Source organism: Microcoleus sp. AT3-D2 (genome assembly GCF_036705715.1).
Taxonomy (GTDB): Bacteria; Cyanobacteriota; Cyanobacteriia; order Cyanobacteriales; family Microcoleaceae; genus Microcoleus.
Genome location: NZ_JAUBVE010000023.1, coordinates 21,414 through 39,335 on the forward strand (window position 1 = coordinate 21,414; position 17,922 = coordinate 39,335).

Genomic DNA, 17,922 nt, shown 5'->3' on the forward strand with positions numbered 1-17,922 from the left:
CGATCAAAAACCCGATTTCTTAAATAAAACGGGTTTTTTTGGATAACGTATCAGAATCAACTTGATTTGGCGGCAAGTAACGCTACGATCGAACCAGAGAGCTAATTCAGATCGAGCATCAGCGTGACAGAAACCGGGTTTCCTGCCGCGGGCTCACCTGAGTGCCTAAGTATTTTATCAAAAAACCCGGTTTCTTAAATCCCGCGCGGGTTGAGAATGCTGTCCTTGAGTCAAATCGAACTTTCATCAACTGCAAGAAATCATCACAGAGGCGAAATATGACACTAGCACTAACCAGAGATAACGTCGAAACAGTTCTCGATGAAATGCGTCCCTACCTGATATCCGACGGTGGCAACGTCGAACTCGTAGAAATTGACGGCCCAGTGGTACACCTGAGACTGCAAGGAGCTTGTGGCTCTTGCCCGAGTTCCACAATGACTCTGAGAATGGGCATTGAACGTCGCCTGCGCGAGGCTATCCCAGAAATTTCCGAAGTCGAACAGGTAATGTAATTAGTCAGTTGGCAATTGGGAGTTGGCAGTTGACGGTTGACTGTTGACGGTTGACTGTTGACTGTTACCAGTTGACGGTTGACTGTTGACTGTTACCAATTACCAAATTTAATTGCCCATGACCAATTACCAATTACCAATTACCAATTACCAATTACCAATTACCAATTACCAATTACCAATTACCAATTACCAATTACTAAATTCAATGTCTCATCCCCTTTATGTAGCCTTCATTTGGCACCAACACCAACCGCTCTACAAATCCAGAGTATCAGCTAGCGCAGGAGCAGCTCAGTACCGACTGCCTTGGGTGCGCTTGCACGGAGTCAAAGACTACTTGGATTTAGTGCTAATGCTGGCCAAATATCCCAAGCTTCATCAAACCGTAAACTTGGTTCCCTCCTTGATTTTGCAGATAGAAGACTGCATCGCAGACAGAGCATTAGACCCTTACTTGACGGTGACATTAAAGTCAGCAGAAATTTTAACCATCCCAGAACAAGAGTTCATTTTAGAACACTTTTTTGACGCCAATTACCACACTCTGATTCAGCCACACCCCCGCTACGCTCAACTCTACACTCAGCGGCAGGAAAAAGGCATTGAGTGGTGTTTGGCAAACTGGAAATTGCAGGATTTTAGCGACTTGCTGGCCTGGCACAATTTAGCTTGGATTGACCCGCTGTTTTGGGACGACCCGGAGATTGCAGGGTGGCTGAAACAAGGACAAAATTTTAGTTTGGTAGACAGAAAAAACATCTACTCAAAACAAAAAGAAATCCTCGCTCGCATCATTCCCCAGCACCGTAAAATGCAAGCTGAGGGACAGTTGGAAGTCTCCACAACCCCCTACACGCACCCGATTTTACCGCTGCTTGCCGACACTAATGGCGGCCGCATAGCTATTCCAAACATGACGCTGCCACAACATAGGTTTCAGTGGGAAGAAGATATTCCCCGACACCTGAGAAAATCCTGGGAAATGTATCAAGATCGGTTTGATTGCCAACCGCGCGGTTTGTGGCCGTCGGAACAAGCAGTCAGCCCGGAAATTTTGCCATACATTGCCAAACAAGGCTTTAAATGGATAGTCTCGGACGAAGCAGTTTTGGGGTGGACAATTAAACACTTTTTCCACCGCGACGCGACAGGGAATGTCTACGAACCAGAATTCTTATATCGCCCTTACCGTTTAGAAACTCCTGACGGCGATTTAGCCATAGTATTTAGAGACCACAGATTGTCCGACTTGATCGGGTTTACCTACGGTTCGATGGAACCGGAAAAAGCAGCATCCGATTTAGTGGGACACTTAGAAGCGATCGGCAGAACTCTCAAACACCGACAGTCCGACGGCCAAACAGCATTAGAAAATCCCTGGTTAGTTACGATCGCCCTAGACGGCGAAAATTGCTGGGAATTCTATCCCCAAGACGGCAAACCGTTCTTAGAATCCCTCTATCAAACTCTCAGCGATAATCCAGATATCAAATTAGTCACAGTCTCAGAATTTCTCGACCAATTCCCAGCAACCGAAACAATTCCCGCAGCCCAACTGCACACCGGTTCCTGGGTGGACGGTTCTCTGACAACTTGGATCGGCGATCCCGCGAAAAATCGCGCTTGGGACTTGTTAGGGGCTGCCAGACAAATGCTGGCAAACCATCCAGAGGCCACAGAAGAAAGCAACCCAGAAGCTTGGGAAGCGCTTTATGCGGCCGAAGGTTCCGACTGGTTCTGGTGGTTTGGCGAGGGTCACACGTCGAACCAAGATGCCATGTTCGACCAGCTATTTCGGGAACACGTAGCGGGAATTTACGAAGCTCTCGGCGAGCCCGTACCCCCGGAAGTGCGACGGCAAGTAGAGGTGCACGAGGCTCAAGGCGACCACCTGCCGCTGAGCTTTATTCACCCGGTGATTGACGGTATCGGCAACGAACAGGATTGGGACAAAGCCGGTCGGATTGAAGTTGGGGGAGCAAGAGGTACGATGCACCGGAGTTCGGCAATTCAGCGGCTTTGGTACGGGGTTGACCACTTGAATTTTTACATTCGCGCCGACTTCAAGGTAGGGGTGCGGCCGGGAATTGATTGCCCGCAGCAGTTAAATTTGTTCTGGTTTTATCCCGATCGCATCATGCACAACAGTTTGATTCCGCTGTCGGGTTTGCCTGACGAAGCACCGCTCAATTATCGGTACCACCATCAGTTAGAGATTAATTTGCTGACGAAATCGATTTGGTTTCAGGAAGCAGAAGAGGGCGATGAGTGGCAGCCCCGCATTAGCCGCGCTCAAGTGGGAGTGGATAAATGTTTGGAGGTAGCAGTGCCCTGGGCGGATTTGCAGATTATGCCCGACTGGCAGGTGAGGCTGATTGCGGTTTTATCGGATGGGAGTCGTTACTCTAGCTGTATGCCGGAAGATGCTTTGATTCCGATCGGAATGCCGTAAAAAGTCATTAGTGATCAGTCATTAGTCATTAGGCTGTAGGGGCGGGTAGCACCAGCTTTCATAGAACTGACAACCCAAATAAATATAAACCCGCCCCCTGAATTAGTCATTAGTCATATTTTGAACCAACAAACAATTAAATAATTATCAAATTATATTAAATTGGAACTTCAACTCTGGCTACTTAATGCCTTGATAATTTCGATCGCGTCCGGCAGAGCTAAGGCTATAAAATTTCTTTGTAGTGAGGTCTTAATTTCTCCTCTAAAAGAGGACTTAAGTCCTGACTACCAAACATATAATAATGGTTAAGTTACCAGACATCATATCATTAGTCATGGGGAAATCAACAAACTAATGAGCCGCATTTTACTCTTGGTAGATCGCCACCAACAACTTAATTTGCCGATCGCCCACCTCAACACCGACCATGAGGTGATTGTACTCGATCGCGCTTTAGATCCCAACTTTGGATTTCCCGTTCCCCAAATCGCTTTTGACTTGTGCATTCTCGACGAGGCAAATTTTGATCGCATCGGGCCGCTAGTAGAATCATTAAAAGCTGCCGCCGATCCGATATTTTTACCGTTCTTGCTGGTTACTAAATCCCAAACGCCCGCTCTTTTTGAGCAGCCATTTTCGCAGCAGGCAAAACAACTCGAACGCCGAATAGACGATTTGATAGTAAGTCCCGCCGAACCTGCCCAACTGCAGTTGCGGATAGAGAATTTGTTGGCGCGCAGGCGGCAGTCGCTAGAAATCCACAGACTTGAGGAACTAATTAAAGAACAGACTTTTACAGAAAGTTTGTTAAAGGACTCGCTGCAAACGGCAAACGAAAACTTGCAACGGGAAATCGCCAAGCGGGCCGAGGTAGAAACTGCATTGCGAGAAAACTCCTATCTCGACTTGCTGATGAATGCCATGCCAGATATTGTCTGCTTCAAAGATGGCGAGGGCAGGTGGCAGGAGGCAAATCAAGCGATATTGGAAGTGTTTGAGCTAGAAAAAATAGACTACCGCGGCCTCAAAGATTTTCAGCTAGGAGCACTCAGCAGTTTTTACCGCGAGGCGCTACAGGCTTGCGAGGTAAGCGATCGAGAAGCGTGGGCAAAAGGTAAGCTTTCTAGGGGGGAAGAAATGATTCCCCGATCGGACGGTACTGTGAAAATCTACGACGTGATTAAAGTACCCGTATTTCACCCCGACGGCAGACGCAAAAGTATCGTGATTTTGGGTCGCGACATCACGGAATATAAGCAAACTAGAGACGAACTCGTGCGCTTGGCGTCGATTGTCGAGTCTTCCGACGACGGCATCGTCGGCAAAACCCTCACCGGGACAATTCAGAGCTGGAACACAGGAGCAGAGAAGATTTACGGCTACTGTGCGGCGGAAATCAAGGGGAAGTCGATCGAGATTTTAGCCATACCCGAACGCCCCAAGGAAATGCCCCAAATTCTGGAAAATATTAGGGCTGGAGCCACCATTGACCATTACGAAACCGTACACTTGCGGAAAGACGGTCAACAGATAGATGTCTCCCTGACGATTTCTCCGATTAAAGACGCGACTGGAGCGGTAACGGGCGTTTCGACAATCTCTCGCGACATCAGCGACAGCAAGCGAGTCGAAAAAGCCTTTGAACAACTCCGCCACCAAACAGAAATGATTTTGTTCTCCGCAGGAGAAGGAATTTGCGGGTTGAACAAAGAGGGAAAAGTAACTTTTGTCAATCCTGCGGCGGTGAGAATGGCTGGGTGCGAATCGAAGCAATTGATCGATCGACCACTCTATGAAAGCTTACACCGTGCACAGGAAGAATGCTCAAGGGCGATCGAGCAACTGTCACCAGCAACAGACATCAATTCAGGATCTGAACTTGTCCCACACTGCGCCGCACCGCAGGCGGGCCAACGGCTGCCGTCGAGGGTAAATTCTCAAATTTTAGCCACCTTGGAAGACGGAGAGGCGCGGCGCGTCACCGATGAGATTTTTTGGCGGCGAGACGGCAGCAGTTTTCCGGTTGAGTACGTTGTCGCTCCGATGCGAGAAGGAGGCGAAATTATTGGAGCTGTGGTGACTTTTAAGGATATCACGGAGCGGCTTGCCGTCGAGCGCATGAAAGATGAATTCATCTCTGTTGTCAGCCACGAACTGCGGACGCCCATGACCTCGATTCACGGCGCCCTCGGCCTCCTCAACAGCGGCCTGCTTGACGCTTACCCCCAGAAAGCTAAGCGGATGCTGGAGATTGCTGTCAGTAACACTGACCGTTTGGTGCGCTTGGTCAACGACATCCTAGATTTAGAGCGGATGGAGTCGAGTTACAGCACTGCGATCAAACAAACTTGCAATGTGGCTGAGCTGATGTTGCAGGCGGCTGACGAGATGCAGGGAATGGCTCAGCAGGCGGGAGTTACTCTGTCGGTGAAGCCTGTGGGGGCGCAATTGCAAGCTGTTCGCGATCAACTAATTCAAGCCTTGACAAATTTGCTCAGTAATGCAATAAAATTTTCTCCCTCCGGCGCTACAGTTTGGCTGAGCGCGGAGTTGACCCACAATCCGGATTTGGCAGAAAAAGCAGCGCACAAGTCGGTTTCGTCTCCGTCTTTGTTGTCTCCTGAGCCTGCCGCCGCGCCTCCGCATTTGCCAGTTCCGAGCTCGTGGTACATCGTGATTGCTGTGAAAGACCAAGGGCGGGGTATTCCGCCAGACAAACTGGAGATGGTCTTTGAACGCTTTCAACAAGTTGATGCTTCTGATTCTCGCCAGAAGGGAGGTACTGGTTTGGGGCTGGCTATTTGTCGCAGTATCGTGCAGCAGCACGGGGGGCGGATGTGGGTGGAGAGCGTTTTGGGGGAGGGCAGCACTTTTTTCTTAAGTCTGCCACTTCTCAGGGAGGGGCTTGCAACTGAAAGTTAATTTCTACCCCGGTGTACCCAACGTTACTGATTTTGTGCAGATTGTTCGATCGAGTCAATCGATTTTAGATTTTAGATTTTAGATTTTAGATTGAAGCATTGACCCCACGTATAAATTCGGGGGGCAAGTTTCTCGGATACAGGTTTTTTATTTCTGGACGGATGAATCCGGGGGCTTGTATCTTGGATGCTTTCGGTCATCGACAAACAATCTCAGCCTTTTAGGCCAATCGGGGACTGCGAGCAAAAATCGCGATTTGAGGTGGAAAAGCGGCTTTTTTGGGGGGAGATTTTACAGCAACCGCGCCCGACAGTTAGGATATTCTTAATTGTTAAAACCCAGGCGGTCGATTGCAACAGAGGTCTTCTTTTTTCCTTCTTTTTATCTGCTCAGGAAGCCTCCGGGAGCCGAAGGGCCTTCAACATCTGCTATACAGTTTTGAAAATTTACTGTAAAGTCCGATCGGGTAACATAATTTGCTTTATAAAATATTCGCATTTCGCTTCTAATCTGTGATCAGTTCTCATTCCTAAAAAGATGTTAATTTTGACTGCCAAGCGCATCTTGGTTATTGACGATGCGGAAGATATTCGGGAAGTGGCTCAAGTCAGTCTTGAGATGGTGGGGGGCTGGGAAGTCCTGACCGCGAGTTCGGGTCGCGAGGGTGTTGCTAAGGCTCTTGCCGAACAGCCTGATGCGATTCTATTGGACGTGATGATGCCCGACCAAGACGGGCCTACTACTTTTCAACAGTTACAAGCTAATAAGGCTACGCAGCACATTCCGGTAATTTTATTGACAGCTAAGGCTCTTGCTGGGGACAGGCGGATGTTCGCGGATTTGGGGGTGGTGAGCGTGATTGCTAAGCCTTTTGAACCGATGTTTTTGGCGGCTCAGGTCGCTGAGGCTTTGGGCTGGGAGCAAGAATAGATCGATCGCCCGCATTGAATTATGCAGCTTTTCAAGCAGTAGTTTTGCAGGCAAAGAGAAGTAAAAAAACTTAGTTTCTTTGGTATGGTGCCGAGCGAGCGAATCGGGTGGATCGGACAGGATATATGTAGCGACTTAGACGCCGTGCCTTTCGTCCTGTCAGCTTAAGACTAAAAGCCTCAGTCCGGTATCAGTTTCAACCCTGTCGGCTTGGGGTGAAATTGATACCAATTAGGGATGCCTAAATCCCTATTGGTAGTGCGTTCATTTAACCGAATTCGGACTCAGCCATGAGTTCAGTATTCCTACTTATTTATCGGGAAAATATAAGCTGGCAGGATTATTTTACTTTTTGTAACAACTCACTCATCTTCATAAGTTCTTCAGGTTTTAGTTTTAAGTTTAAGCACATGGTCAGGGATCGCTCCTGACTGTTGGCAGACACATTGGGAGAAGACGACTATGCCCTCAGCTTACATTTTGCTACTAATAGTTTCTCTGGCAGCAGTCTGGGTTTACTGGCAAACCTCTCAAGATATTTTTGTTCTTGTGGCTTGGGCAGGGCTGGGTTGTTTTATTTGGGGTTTTTCTTGGGCTCCTTGGAGCGTTCAGCTTTTGATTGTGGTGTTGCTGTTGGGCATCCAAAAGTGCTACTTGCGAGACGCTCAAAGCTGTGAGTGAAAGAGATTTTTTATTTTTGTGCCTGGAATTGAGATGTGCAGGCATTCGTGAATCTCTGTAATGACTTGGTTATCGCTTCATATCTTCAAAAAAGGTTTAAAATATCATGAATAGTTGCCCTTGTTGCTCCTCTAAATTGCTCCGCCACGCTCGCCACAATCGCGTTTATTGGTTCTGCTCACACTGCTGGCAGGAAATGCCGGATCTGTCGGAGATGATTTTACTTAACAGCGTGCGGAATCACAAACGCGACGGTTTGGTGAAACATCCGGCTTTGACTCCTAAATTGAGGATTTTTGATTCTGTAGAAATTGCTTAGTTTGCTGGAGTTAGTCTCGCGATAAATATTGAGACTGAAAAGATTTTTGTTTGTGCCCTCTGTTGGGTTTTTTGATAAAAAATGCAAAAGCCCCTTCCGTGTGAAGTGAAGGGGACTTATGAGCGGGGGGCTTTTGCAATTGTGATGGGGTCGATCGCCCGACTGAATTTCAGCTATTGTATGCAGTTAAGCTGATTACATCAAACCGATTTGAGAGAGAATGCCTTGACCGGTGAGGAATTCGGTAGCTAGACCGATAACGAAGCCCAACATTGCCAAACGGCCGTTCCAGGTTTCAGCAAACTCAGTGAAGCCAACTTTTGCGTCTTTGTTTTCCATGACCAGAAACCTCGTTTAATTTCAACCTTATGTAACTAAACTTAACACAGCAGTACAAAGTTTGCAACATATTTTTACATTTACTGTTCAAATGCCGGAGATAAGCGGGATGGGCCCGCAGCGAGAGGGGCGATCGCATCGGAGGCGAGAAACCCGGTTTCTTCTTGTATTTTTTGTGACTCGTCGCAAAATCTCGTAGAAACCGGGTTTGTGAGGTCAGGGCGCGTGGGTCGAAGGATGTCAGAAAAATAATTTTTAGTTAACATAAAATAGCAAAAATCTAGTGACACTCCCCCTGGGGTGCCCCGGAAAAGCAAACCCTAATTGTTTCGCACACAGCATAATTCCGGGGCATCATGCAATCTGATATCTATCAGATGCGAAGGTATTTCACAAAAATACTCATCACCTCACCACTTTTAGCAGTTGGTAGCAGGGGACTCCAGACACCAACCTCAGCGTACCCGCGCGCGTGGAGTAGGTAAATTGTACTCCTGACAGCTTGGGGAGAACCTATCAGCAGATGTTTGAGGGGTTCTTTCTCAGGATTTGCTGCGTCGGGAGTTAGCAGGGACGCGGGAAGTTGAATGGCGTCGCTGCTGGAATTCGATAAAAAACTCTGTGTCACAGTGATTAAAGACTTTTGCTAGTTGAGTGCTACATCCAAAAAATACAACACCCAGCCCGCTTGACACCACAAATTCAGTGTAAATATTCCCCTATTTTCTTAGATTTGTTTTTGATTCGTTCTAGTACCTCCTCCAAAAAATCTTCATTTTTGCCAGCAACCTCTATCATCTCTCGCAGCGTGTCAGCGTATGACAAGGTACGCTTGTGGTGGTCTGGCATTTTTTCAAAACTCGGCCCCCACCGCTTGACGGCATCAATATTAACGCCTAAAACCTTTACCAGAAGCAGGTTGCAACGCGCTTTGTAGCCTCTGGCTTTTTCTTCTTCTTGTGTGGCGTGGAACCACCGACGGCAAAAATCCCAAGCTTCCATTGACTCACTCAGCCAGCTAAACCATTTGTCGCGTCGCGACGTTCTGCAAGTTCGCAACATAGGGTAAAAATTACACTGTTTTAGGATTATGGTATCATCCCATTTGGTGTAAAATTTCCCCTAATAGACTATAGCTGAGAATTGATGCGACGATCGTGCAGAATGAAGTTCCGCTCGCACTTGGGAGACTTCCTCCGCAGCAGTCGATCGTTCAGGGCGATCTGCAAAAGATTATAAACTAATTAAATATAAGCCGGTTTATTGAAAAAATCAGCTTTTACGAAAAACTCACAACTCTGAATGTAGCAATAAGAAAGGCAAGTAAAAACAACATATGGCTATTAGCAATCGCGAACGAGTTGACAGAGCTTTAAACCTCTTATGTCAGGGATTGTATCCTTATCTTAAACAGGAAATGCAGGGAGTTTACAGTAATAGCTGGGAAAAAGAGGCTAAGTCCTGCTTACCTAAGCATAAACCATTGAAACAAAAATCAGCAGACAGTATTCTGAGTGAAGATGTTGCGATGCTGCTGTTAGTCATGTCAAAGCAGTGGGATAAAGTTTTCAACGAAAAGCTAAATTCTACAGGAAACGGCCTGGTAACTGAACTTATCCAAGTCCGCAACGATTGGGCACACCAAGCCCCATTTTCCACCGCTAACACCTATCGCGCCCTGGATAGTATTGCCCGACTACTAAAAGCTGTCTCCGCACCACAAGCCGATATTAAAGAAGTAGAAAAGCAACAGCAAGAAGTCCTGCGACTCCTGTCTCAAGAACAAACTCGTCAAGAAAATCGCCATTTTTCTGCTGAAGAAGACCGCATTAGAGAAAGATTGAGCGATTTACTAAAACGGCTACCTTTTCAGGAAGCCGATCTGCTAAATCAGGCACTCACTCACCGCTCTTACCTTTACGAAAACCCTAAAGCAGTCAGCAAAGACAACGAGCTATTAGAATTTCTAGGCGATGCCTTGCTGACTTTTCTAAGTGGCGAATATCTCTACCGCCACTACTCAGATAAAAATGAAGGTGAACTAACTGACCTGCGTTCTTTGTTGGTGAAAGACAGGCAATTGGCAAGGTTTGCTGTCGCCTTGGATATCGGCCAGTGGATGCTGCTAGGCAGGGGTGAAGCAACAAGTGGAGGTACTGCTAAAGAGTCGTTGCTAAGCAATACTTTTGAAGCAATTATCGGCGCCTATTTTCTTGATTCTGGCATTGATGCTGTCCGGGATTTTGTAGAACCGCTATTTACGCCAGTAGTGGAAGAACTTATTTCTTCTGGGTCAGAACCGAACTCTAACATTCTTGGAGACCCAAAAAATCGGTTTCAGGAATGGGTACAGCAGAATATCGGGCCAATTACCCCTCAATACATCACAATCAACGAGGCAGGGCCAGATCACGCTAAAGAATTTACTGTTGAAGTGCGCGTAAATAGTAAGGTGTACGGTCAAGGAAGTGGTCGCAGTAAAAAAGAAGGTGAAAAACGTGCGGCTGAAGACGCACTTAAAAAACTCAGGCTAATATAGAAACGTTTTCCATGCTATTAATTTCCCAGCAAGTCCAGACATCAAAATGTACAAATTTCCAAAATTTAAAGATGAATCGCTCTTGCAACGTGCTTTAACCCACCGTTCCTATGTTAACGAACACCCCGAAGCAGGCGAACATAACGAGCGACTAGAATTCCTCGGCGACGCCCTCCTAGGTTATCTAGTTGGCGAAATCTTGTACAAGCGCTATGAAGATTTTAGCGAAGCTCAATTAACTCGGTTGCGCTCTGGATTAGTCGATCAGAATCAGCTAGCAAAGTTTGCTGAGCAACTAGGTATAGGCAAGTTAATGCGCCTGGGAAAAGGGGCAGAACAAGATAAAGGTCGCCAAAATCCCTCTTTGCTTTGCGATACTTTTGAAGCGATTATTGGTGCATACTATCTCGACTCAACCATTACACCTGTCCGCGCCTTTGTTAAAAAGCTGTTTATTCCAGTTGCTGATAGTATGATTTACCCTCAGTCCGATGCTGGGCAAAAAAACCTTGTAGACTCTAAAAATCGATTTCAGGAGTGGGCTCTGGCAAAATTCGGTCAAAACCCCGAATATTCAATCATTGACGAGGAAGGCCCAGATCATGCTAAAGAGTTCACTGCTCAAGTGTATGTCAGCGGTAAAATGTACGGTGTTGGCCGGGGTCGCCGTAAACAAGATGCTGAGAAAAATGCGGCTGAAGATGCGCTAGCAAAGCTGAAAAAACGCGGACTGATCTAAACTTGAAAACATCGGTAAAAACTACTAGCTTTTTTGTGCGATACGGCAGTTGGCAAAGCCCTCGAAGACGATCGCCCGAATTGATTGCCAGAGCACACAATGGGCTATAATCAAGACTTGCGTAAGTGTTACCGCCGTCGATCGAGGGTTGCAAGGGCAGAAATTCGTTGACGAGTACCCGAGTGTTGATCGTAATTTTGGGAAATATCAGAGCAATTCATGTCTACTCACAACCCGACTACCCTAACTGTTGAAGAAGCACAGCAAATCCTCAAAGATTTCACTTGTCTGGATATGCAATCTGTAGCATCGCCGCTGGAAAAACAGGCACTCCGTCAAGCAATTTTGCTGGTAGCAAGTTTATCGGATTATCAAATGTTGGGAGTGTGCGCTTCTTCGACGGATGAGGGGTTTTTAGCTTTAGAAGCTTATTTGAAAGCTTTGGGATATCAAGCTGTTTTAGATCCCAATGCTGTCTCGACCTTTGCTGGTTCGGTTTATATTAAGTTCAATACTTTGAAGGGGTCGTATTATGTTGATGGCTATCCCGGAACTTACCGGGGCGTTTTGATTTCGTGTCAATCTTCCTTTGAAGGTGGAGTTAGCGGAACTTACGGTCATTTACCTCTCGATTTATTTGTTGATTAATCGGGCATAGGGCATAGGGCATAGGGCATTGGAACAAAAAACTAACAAAAAACAACAGTCAACAGTCAACAGTCAACTGTCAACTGTCAACTTACCGATTACCAATTAACCCTTGCCAACGATCAATTCTGCCTCTGGTGCCGGTGTGGTTTCTTCCGGTGGCAGTCCCAAAATATCGCTGTACAAGTTGATGTATTTCCGGGCAGAAATATCCCAGCTAAAATCTTCTCTCATGCCGCGCTGTTGCAGTTCTCTCCACTTATCTTTGTAGCGGAAACCTTCCCAAGTTCTGATCATGCAGGTGAACAAATCGAGGGGTTCGTAGCGATCGAAACAGTAACCGGTACCGGTATTGTCGATCGGGTTGTTGTGGGAAACGGTATCGACTAAACCGCCGGTGCGACGAACCATTGGCACGCACCCGTAGCGGAGGGCGAGCATTTGGCTAATGCCGCAGGGCTCGAAACGGCTGGGCATCAGGAAGCTGTCGCAGCCTGCGTAAACGCGCCGGGAGAGGGCCTCGTTGTAAAGTAGTTGGGTGGACATCCTACCGGGATAGCGCGCTGTCATTTGCCAAAGTTGGGTTTCGTAGTAGCGATCGCCCGTTCCGAGTACAATAAATTGAGCGTCGGTATAAGCCATGAACAGATCGAGCATTTGAATTATTAAATCCAATCCCTTTTGTTCTACCAGCCGCGTCACCATGCCGATCAAAAAGGCATTTTTATTCACTTCCAAGCCGACTTCTTCTTGCAGCGCAATTTTATTGGCGGGGCGCTTTTCAATAGTATCAACACTAAATTGTTGATGGAGGTACTTGTCAGTTGCTGGGTTGTAAGATTCTGTATCAATTCCGTTCAAAATGCCCGATACTTTACCGCCGATGTAAGATAGCAAACCTTCCAAAGTTTCCCCATAAGCTGGGGTTTTGATTTGCTCGGCGTAAGTCGGTGAAACTGTATTTACTCGATCGGCAAACTGTACTGCGGCTGCCATTGTATTGTGACCTTGCATATACCAAGGACACCAAGTCATCTGTTCCAAACGCCAGCGCCACGGCCCTTGATAAGCTAAATTGTGAATAGTAAAAACCGTGCTGATATCGGGGTCTTGGCTCATCCAAACAGGTATCATCCCCGTATGCCAGTCGTGACAGTGGATAATTTGGGGCTTCCAATGATTCCAGGCAAATTCAGCCGCAGCATTGGCAAAGAAAGTGAACCTCCAATCTTCATCTAAACCGCCGTAAACGCGGCGCGGCAAGAAAGATGGATGTTGTAATAAGTATAAAGGTACATCGGTTCCCGGCAAAACAGTTTCAAACACCGAGAAGCTTTGGAACATGGCAGACCCATCCCAAACAGGTTTTTTGGGAACGTCCATTTTGTCGGGGATGAAACCGTAGTAGGGCATGAAGATGCGGACATCGTGGCCCATGCGCCGCAGAAATTTCGGCAAAGCGCCGACGACATCGCCCATACCGCCCACTTTGGCGAGGGGTGATGCTTCGGCGGATACAAATAAAATACGCATTATTTTTTTGTGTTCCTTGAGATTGTTAGTCTAGATTAAGTTTAAATGGCGAGTGGCACAATATTAACGCGCCTGCCAAAAACAAGTATAAATCTGAGTTGCTGTAGCGATCGCAGTTTACTCAAGAATGCGATCGCCATTTTTCCCTCCGCGTCGCTGTGCGGTGAAAAAAATAGCGATCGCCCAGACTACCCTCCCGCGACAATTTTCAGGATCTAATCAAATTTATATGTCACTTTCTGATTGACTGTAAACATCAAAAATGGTAGGCAGTGTGAGAATTTTTACGCATTAGTAAAACTGAACCCAAAGCCATCAGTAATGTAATTCAGGAAATAGCGATCGCCTTTTCTATCCCCTCTGAGAAAAAGGGCGATCGCCCGAATCACATATTACGGACAACTCCCGACTAATTCTGAGAATTGTCCTCAAAAGTCTCCTCAAATCCCGCTAGAAAATCATCCAAAGCTTCAGAGGCGATCGCCAAATTAATATTATCAGCATCTTCCCATCCCCACGTATTCACCCCAACCACTTGACCTGCCATATTAATCAGCGGCCCGCCGGAATTGCCCGGATTAATCGCCGCATCAGTTTGCAACACCTTCACCTCAGCAACATCATCTTCTTCATCGTCGCCTTCTTCATATTCCTCTGGTTCGCGAATTGCACTCACAATACCTTGAGTTACAGTTGAAGCAAACTGCCCCAAAGGATTACCCACAGCCACTACTTTATCTCCCACTTTCACATCAAAAGATAACTCTAGGGGAGGATATTCTTGGGGAGAGTCCACTTGTTCCCCTGTGTTCGGGTCGAAGGTAAAATCGCTAATTAAGAGTAATGCTAAATCTTCTTCGGCATTACCAGTAAACACCACCTCTGCCAATCTCAATTTTCCGTCGTGAGTTTCGACTAAAACCTGTTCGATTTCATCTTCTTCATAGAAGTAATCTTCATCGGCAATATCTTCTACCACGTGATAGTTCGTGACAATTATGTCCGGAGATACAAAGAACCCGCTTCCTGAAGAAATCTCTTCTTCTGTATCCCAATCCATGACGTAAATTGAAACTAAGGACGGCAAGACTTGCTCGACTGCATCCGAAAAATTTCCTGCTTGAGTTTTGAACTCTTTCAATTGCTTCTGCAAAGCTTGTTGGTCTGCTTGCATTTTGCTATAGAGTTGCTGAACCTTTTTCACTTCCAGCTTTAATTGAGTTTCTCTAGCGCTCATATTTGGCTTTTACCTGAAATAAATTGCTGATTAATTTTGGATGTTTGATTGTAGATTGTGGATGGGGATGTTAAGAATTATAGGACTTACGAAAAAAAACCGGTTTTTACCATAAATCTTGGGCTATACAGCGAGACTTACATCAGAAACCGGGTTGCTCCACACTCGTGCGGAGCGTCCTAAATTAGTCAGATATTTTTGAAATCTATCGCGCAAGTCCTACCTAAAATCCCATCAAAAATCTACAATCAGACTGCTACTCTACCTGTTTGGCCGAAGCAAACCGCCTGTTATTTTTATTTTACAAAAGGCGATATATCGCGTCTAAAAGCATTGACAAAGAGATGCGGATAGCCTTTAGGAACCACGTTGAACTTGGACAAATATTTCCTCCAAAATTTCACTAGCTCCCTGTTGGCGCAAGCGGTGAGCGAGGTCAATTCCCAGCAGTTCAGCAGTTTCGGCAGCGCCGGAAACAGTATCTTTGACGAAGCGCTGGCCGTCCAGACTCGATACCATTCCGGTTAAGGTTAATTGACCGTTTTCTATTTTGGTATTGACGCCGATCGGCACTTGACAGCCACCTTCTAATTCCCGCAGAAATGCGCGTTCTGCATAACATCTTTGGGCGGTTTCCGAGTGTTCGAGAGCTTTAATCACTTCCATGATTTCTGTGTCTCCGGCGCGGCATTCGATGCCCAAAGCACCTTGTCCGACGGCGTGAAGGGAGATTTCAGCAGGGATAATTTGGTGGATACGATCGCCCATTCCCAATCTTTCGAGGCCGGCAACTGCTAAAATAATCGCGTCGTAACCGCCATCATCTAATTTAGCGAGTCTCGTATTGAGATTGCCGCGAATATCTTTAAATTCAAAATGAGGGAAATGGTGCCGCAGTTGAGCCAGCCGCCGCAGAGAAGAAGTCCCGATTACTGAACCTTCTGGGAGGGTGTCGAGTTGCTTGTCTTTGTGCTTGGAGTGAACTACCAAGGCGTCAGCGGGATTTTCCCGTTCGGTGACGCATCCTAAAATTAAACCTTCGGGCAAATTGGTAGGCAAATCTTTGAGGGAATGAACGGCAAAGTCCGTTTCATTGTTAATCATCCCCGTTTCTAATTCTTTGGTGAAAAGTCCTTTATCGCCAATTTTAGCGAGGGCGACATCAAGAATTATGTCCCCTTGGGTGGACATGGTGTGGACTTCAAAAGTGTGTTCCGGGAAGTGTTTCTGTAGCTGTTCTTGCACCCAGTGGGTTTGCACGAGAGCGAGTTGGCTTTTGCGGGAACCGATGCGAACGGTTCGGGAAGGGGCAGATGTGGTTGGGGACATAAGATCGATCGGAGGATAGCTTGAAATCAGCCAATATATTCACCTGATCTAGCGTACCGCAGGTGGGGACTTTAATTGCTGGTTGGGATAATTCGGGCGATAAAATAGAAATACCAGATTTTGACCGCCTGTTTGAAAAAAGGATGCAACGGTAGGCAAGCTTCAAACCTTTACATAATAAGCCATTGCCAATCTAAAATCTAAAATCGTATGACGGCCCGTAGCAGTGATTCTTGATGATGTTTCCCATCCAGCATTGGGCTTTGCTGGCATGGGGGCGATCGACATTCCGAAGCAAAGGCTGCCGGCGATGTAAGATTTACCTAGGGTCGAGCCGGATGAACCTGGTTGACATTAGGAGTTAGCTTAGCTGCGGCGAGAAAGAATTAGCTCAAAAGTTGCCAGATTTGGATAGAAAAATGTAGTGGCGAGGGAAAAAGGGCGATCGTACTTCTAAAGCCACCAAATAGCTTAGCATCAAAAGTGAATTTGTCAAATTACTCAAATCCTAAAACTATGAAAAGTGATCTTGACGTAGCTCGTTACTTTTTATCTCGTGTCGATCGAGAAGCAGGCGATACCATTTCTCCTCTGAAACTGCAAAAGCTCGTGTATTATGCACAAGCTTGGAGTTTAGTCTTTAGAGGCCAGCAGCTATTTTTTCAAGATATTGAAGCTTGGGTTTTCGGCCCCATTGTCCGCCATGTTTGGGATGAGTACAAAGCTTACAAATATACCGATATTCCCGCTCCTGATAATTTTGAGGGAGAATTTGAAGAAGATGAGATTGAGGTACTCGAAGAAGTTTGGAATGCTTATGGAGAATTAAGTGCTAAACATTTGGCAGAATTGACACAATCTGAGACACCTTGGCTCAACGCCCGCCAGGGATTAGAACCTGCGGAAACATCAACTAAAATCATTTCCCACGAGGATATGAAATCCTGATATGCACCTTTGGTGGAGGCGTAAGTGCAGCTTCGCTGACAAAAGGTCGATCGAACTTTTAGCCCTCAGTTACGGCAGTCAATAACTGAACTTCAATTCCTAAAGTCCGAGCACTGCGAGCCCAAGCCTCATCGCCAGTCACCAAAAGCAACTGATTAGAACTTGCTACTGCTAAATGCAGTGCATCTAAGGTACGCAACGGTACTTCAAAGTGGCTAATCCAATCGCGAGCTAAATTGTAATGAATTGACTCTAAGGGGATGCGAGTATAAAAATCACTGTCCAAGTCTGCCTGAAACTCTATTGCTATTTGTCTTGCCCTTTCCTGAGAAATTTCTCTCATTCGCACTCTGCGAGACAGTGCGGAAAAAAATTCTACCTCAACTAGCTGACTTAACCCTAGTTCAGTCTCAGTCCCCAGTAACTGCTGAGATGCTTCGCTAAGACCTTCTGGCCAGTAATTGGGAGCAATGACGCTAGTATCCAAGTAAATCAATAGCGTTCCTCCTGTCGTAGCCTAATGACTGTTGCACTCAGGGGTTCACCCTTTACTTGAATAGAGTCTCGGAATCTCTTGAGTTCAGCTAACCGCTGCTTTTTCGTGAGCGGCGGGACTACGCGAGCTACTACTTTACCTTCGTGTACGATTGTCACTTCTTCTCCTTTGGCCACCTTTTCCAAGATAGCTTGCAGGCTCTGCTTGGCTTCTTCAACACTAATCGCAGGCATCTTATTAGTTGTTTAGGTACAATTTAATTGTACATCAAGGAAAACTTCAAATTTCA

18 protein-coding genes are annotated in these 17,922 nt (G+C 46.4%); 10 read left to right on the forward strand and 8 right to left on the reverse strand.

Annotation, left to right across the window (positions count from 1 at the left end; all coding sequences use genetic code 11):
* Positions 1-278 precede the first annotated feature (278 nt).
* From QUB44_RS12685 to QUB44_RS12710, 6 genes are all read left to right on the forward strand, one after another.
* Complete coding sequence (locus QUB44_RS12685) at positions 279-515, forward strand: NifU family protein (RefSeq protein ID WP_333069956.1); 237 nt, start codon at positions 279-281, stop codon at positions 513-515.
* Positions 516-723: 208 nt separating this feature from the next.
* Complete coding sequence (locus QUB44_RS12690) at positions 724-2,970, forward strand: glycoside hydrolase (protein ID WP_333367712.1); 2,247 nt, start codon at positions 724-726, stop codon at positions 2,968-2,970.
* Positions 2,971-3,327: 357 nt separating this feature from the next.
* The gene (locus tag QUB44_RS12695; protein ID WP_333367574.1) at positions 3,328-5,895 is read left to right on the forward strand and encodes a PAS domain S-box protein; all 2,568 of its coding nucleotides are present in this window, start codon (positions 3,328-3,330) and stop codon (positions 5,893-5,895) included.
* A 537-nt stretch (positions 5,896-6,432) separates the two neighbouring features.
* On the forward strand, positions 6,433-6,825 hold the full coding sequence (locus tag QUB44_RS12700) for a response regulator (RefSeq protein ID WP_333367577.1): 393 nt from the start codon (positions 6,433-6,435) through the stop codon (positions 6,823-6,825).
* A gap of 462 nt (positions 6,826-7,287) precedes the next feature.
* Entirely contained in the window at positions 7,288-7,506 is a 219-nt protein-coding gene (locus QUB44_RS12705; RefSeq protein WP_333139831.1) for a hypothetical protein, read from the forward strand.
* A 196-nt stretch (positions 7,507-7,702) separates the two neighbouring features.
* Positions 7,703-7,825, forward strand: a complete 123-nt coding sequence (locus QUB44_RS12710) for a hypothetical protein (protein ID WP_333367580.1) — start codon at positions 7,703-7,705, stop codon at positions 7,823-7,825.
* Between the two features lie 195 nt (positions 7,826-8,020).
* On the opposite strand, the gene QUB44_RS12715 is transcribed toward QUB44_RS12710, so the two are convergent.
* The 3 genes from QUB44_RS12715 to QUB44_RS12725 all read right to left on the reverse strand — a co-directional run bounded on the left by QUB44_RS12715 (position 8,021) and on the right by QUB44_RS12725 (position 9,226).
* On the reverse strand, positions 8,021-8,164 hold the full coding sequence (locus QUB44_RS12715) for a chlorophyll a/b-binding protein (protein WP_015176459.1): 144 nt from the start codon (positions 8,162-8,164) through the stop codon (positions 8,021-8,023).
* A gap of 373 nt (positions 8,165-8,537) precedes the next feature.
* Positions 8,538-8,792: a hypothetical protein gene (locus QUB44_RS12720; RefSeq protein WP_015176458.1), complete on the reverse strand. Its 255-nt coding sequence runs from the start codon at positions 8,790-8,792 to the stop codon at positions 8,538-8,540.
* 74 nt (positions 8,793-8,866) lie between these two features.
* Positions 8,867-9,226 (reverse strand): hypothetical protein, encoded by a 360-nt coding sequence (locus tag QUB44_RS12725; protein WP_333172864.1) that lies wholly within the window; start codon positions 9,224-9,226, stop codon positions 8,867-8,869.
* A 274-nt stretch (positions 9,227-9,500) separates the two neighbouring features.
* Here QUB44_RS12725 and rnc (QUB44_RS12730) point away from each other — a divergent pair, with 274 nt between their 5' ends.
* The 3 genes from rnc (QUB44_RS12730) to QUB44_RS12740 all read left to right on the forward strand — a co-directional run bounded on the left by rnc (QUB44_RS12730) (position 9,501) and on the right by QUB44_RS12740 (position 12,090).
* The gene (gene rnc / locus QUB44_RS12730; RefSeq protein WP_333367583.1) at positions 9,501-10,703 is read left to right on the forward strand and encodes a ribonuclease III; all 1,203 of its coding nucleotides are present in this window, start codon (positions 9,501-9,503) and stop codon (positions 10,701-10,703) included.
* A 46-nt stretch (positions 10,704-10,749) separates the two neighbouring features.
* Positions 10,750-11,442 (forward strand): ribonuclease III, encoded by a 693-nt coding sequence (rnc, locus tag QUB44_RS12735; protein ID WP_333367586.1) that lies wholly within the window; start codon positions 10,750-10,752, stop codon positions 11,440-11,442.
* Positions 11,443-11,661: 219 nt separating this feature from the next.
* Positions 11,662-12,090, forward strand: a complete 429-nt coding sequence (locus QUB44_RS12740) for a DUF1824 family protein (protein ID WP_333367589.1) — start codon at positions 11,662-11,664, stop codon at positions 12,088-12,090.
* A gap of 105 nt (positions 12,091-12,195) precedes the next feature.
* On the opposite strand, the gene glgA is transcribed toward QUB44_RS12740, so the two are convergent.
* From glgA to hemC, 3 genes are all read right to left on the reverse strand, one after another.
* A complete protein-coding gene (gene glgA / locus QUB44_RS12745; protein ID WP_333367592.1) occupies positions 12,196-13,623 on the reverse strand; it encodes a glycogen synthase GlgA in 1,428 nt (475 codons plus the stop codon).
* A gap of 409 nt (positions 13,624-14,032) precedes the next feature.
* Positions 14,033-14,860, reverse strand: a complete 828-nt coding sequence (locus tag QUB44_RS12750; protein WP_333367596.1) for a S1C family serine protease — start codon at positions 14,858-14,860, stop codon at positions 14,033-14,035.
* Positions 14,861-15,217: 357 nt separating this feature from the next.
* Positions 15,218-16,189: a hydroxymethylbilane synthase gene (gene hemC, locus QUB44_RS12755; RefSeq protein ID WP_333367599.1), complete on the reverse strand. Its 972-nt coding sequence runs from the start codon at positions 16,187-16,189 to the stop codon at positions 15,218-15,220.
* 516 nt (positions 16,190-16,705) lie between these two features.
* Between hemC and QUB44_RS12760 the strand changes: the two genes are divergently transcribed.
* The gene (locus QUB44_RS12760) at positions 16,706-17,137 is read left to right on the forward strand and encodes a type II toxin-antitoxin system antitoxin SocA domain-containing protein (protein WP_333367602.1); all 432 of its coding nucleotides are present in this window, start codon (positions 16,706-16,708) and stop codon (positions 17,135-17,137) included.
* A gap of 58 nt (positions 17,138-17,195) precedes the next feature.
* On the opposite strand, the gene QUB44_RS12765 is transcribed toward QUB44_RS12760, so the two are convergent.
* Both QUB44_RS12765 and QUB44_RS12770 read right to left on the reverse strand, forming a co-directional pair.
* Positions 17,196-17,633, reverse strand: coding sequence for a type II toxin-antitoxin system VapC family toxin (locus QUB44_RS12765; RefSeq protein WP_333367605.1), 438 nt, complete (start codon positions 17,631-17,633; stop codon positions 17,196-17,198).
* The gene (locus tag QUB44_RS12770) at positions 17,630-17,866 is read right to left on the reverse strand and encodes a type II toxin-antitoxin system Phd/YefM family antitoxin (RefSeq protein WP_106147641.1); all 237 of its coding nucleotides are present in this window, start codon (positions 17,864-17,866) and stop codon (positions 17,630-17,632) included. Before QUB44_RS12770 ends, QUB44_RS12765 begins: the two co-directional genes overlap by 4 nt.
* Positions 17,867-17,922 lie beyond the last annotated feature (56 nt).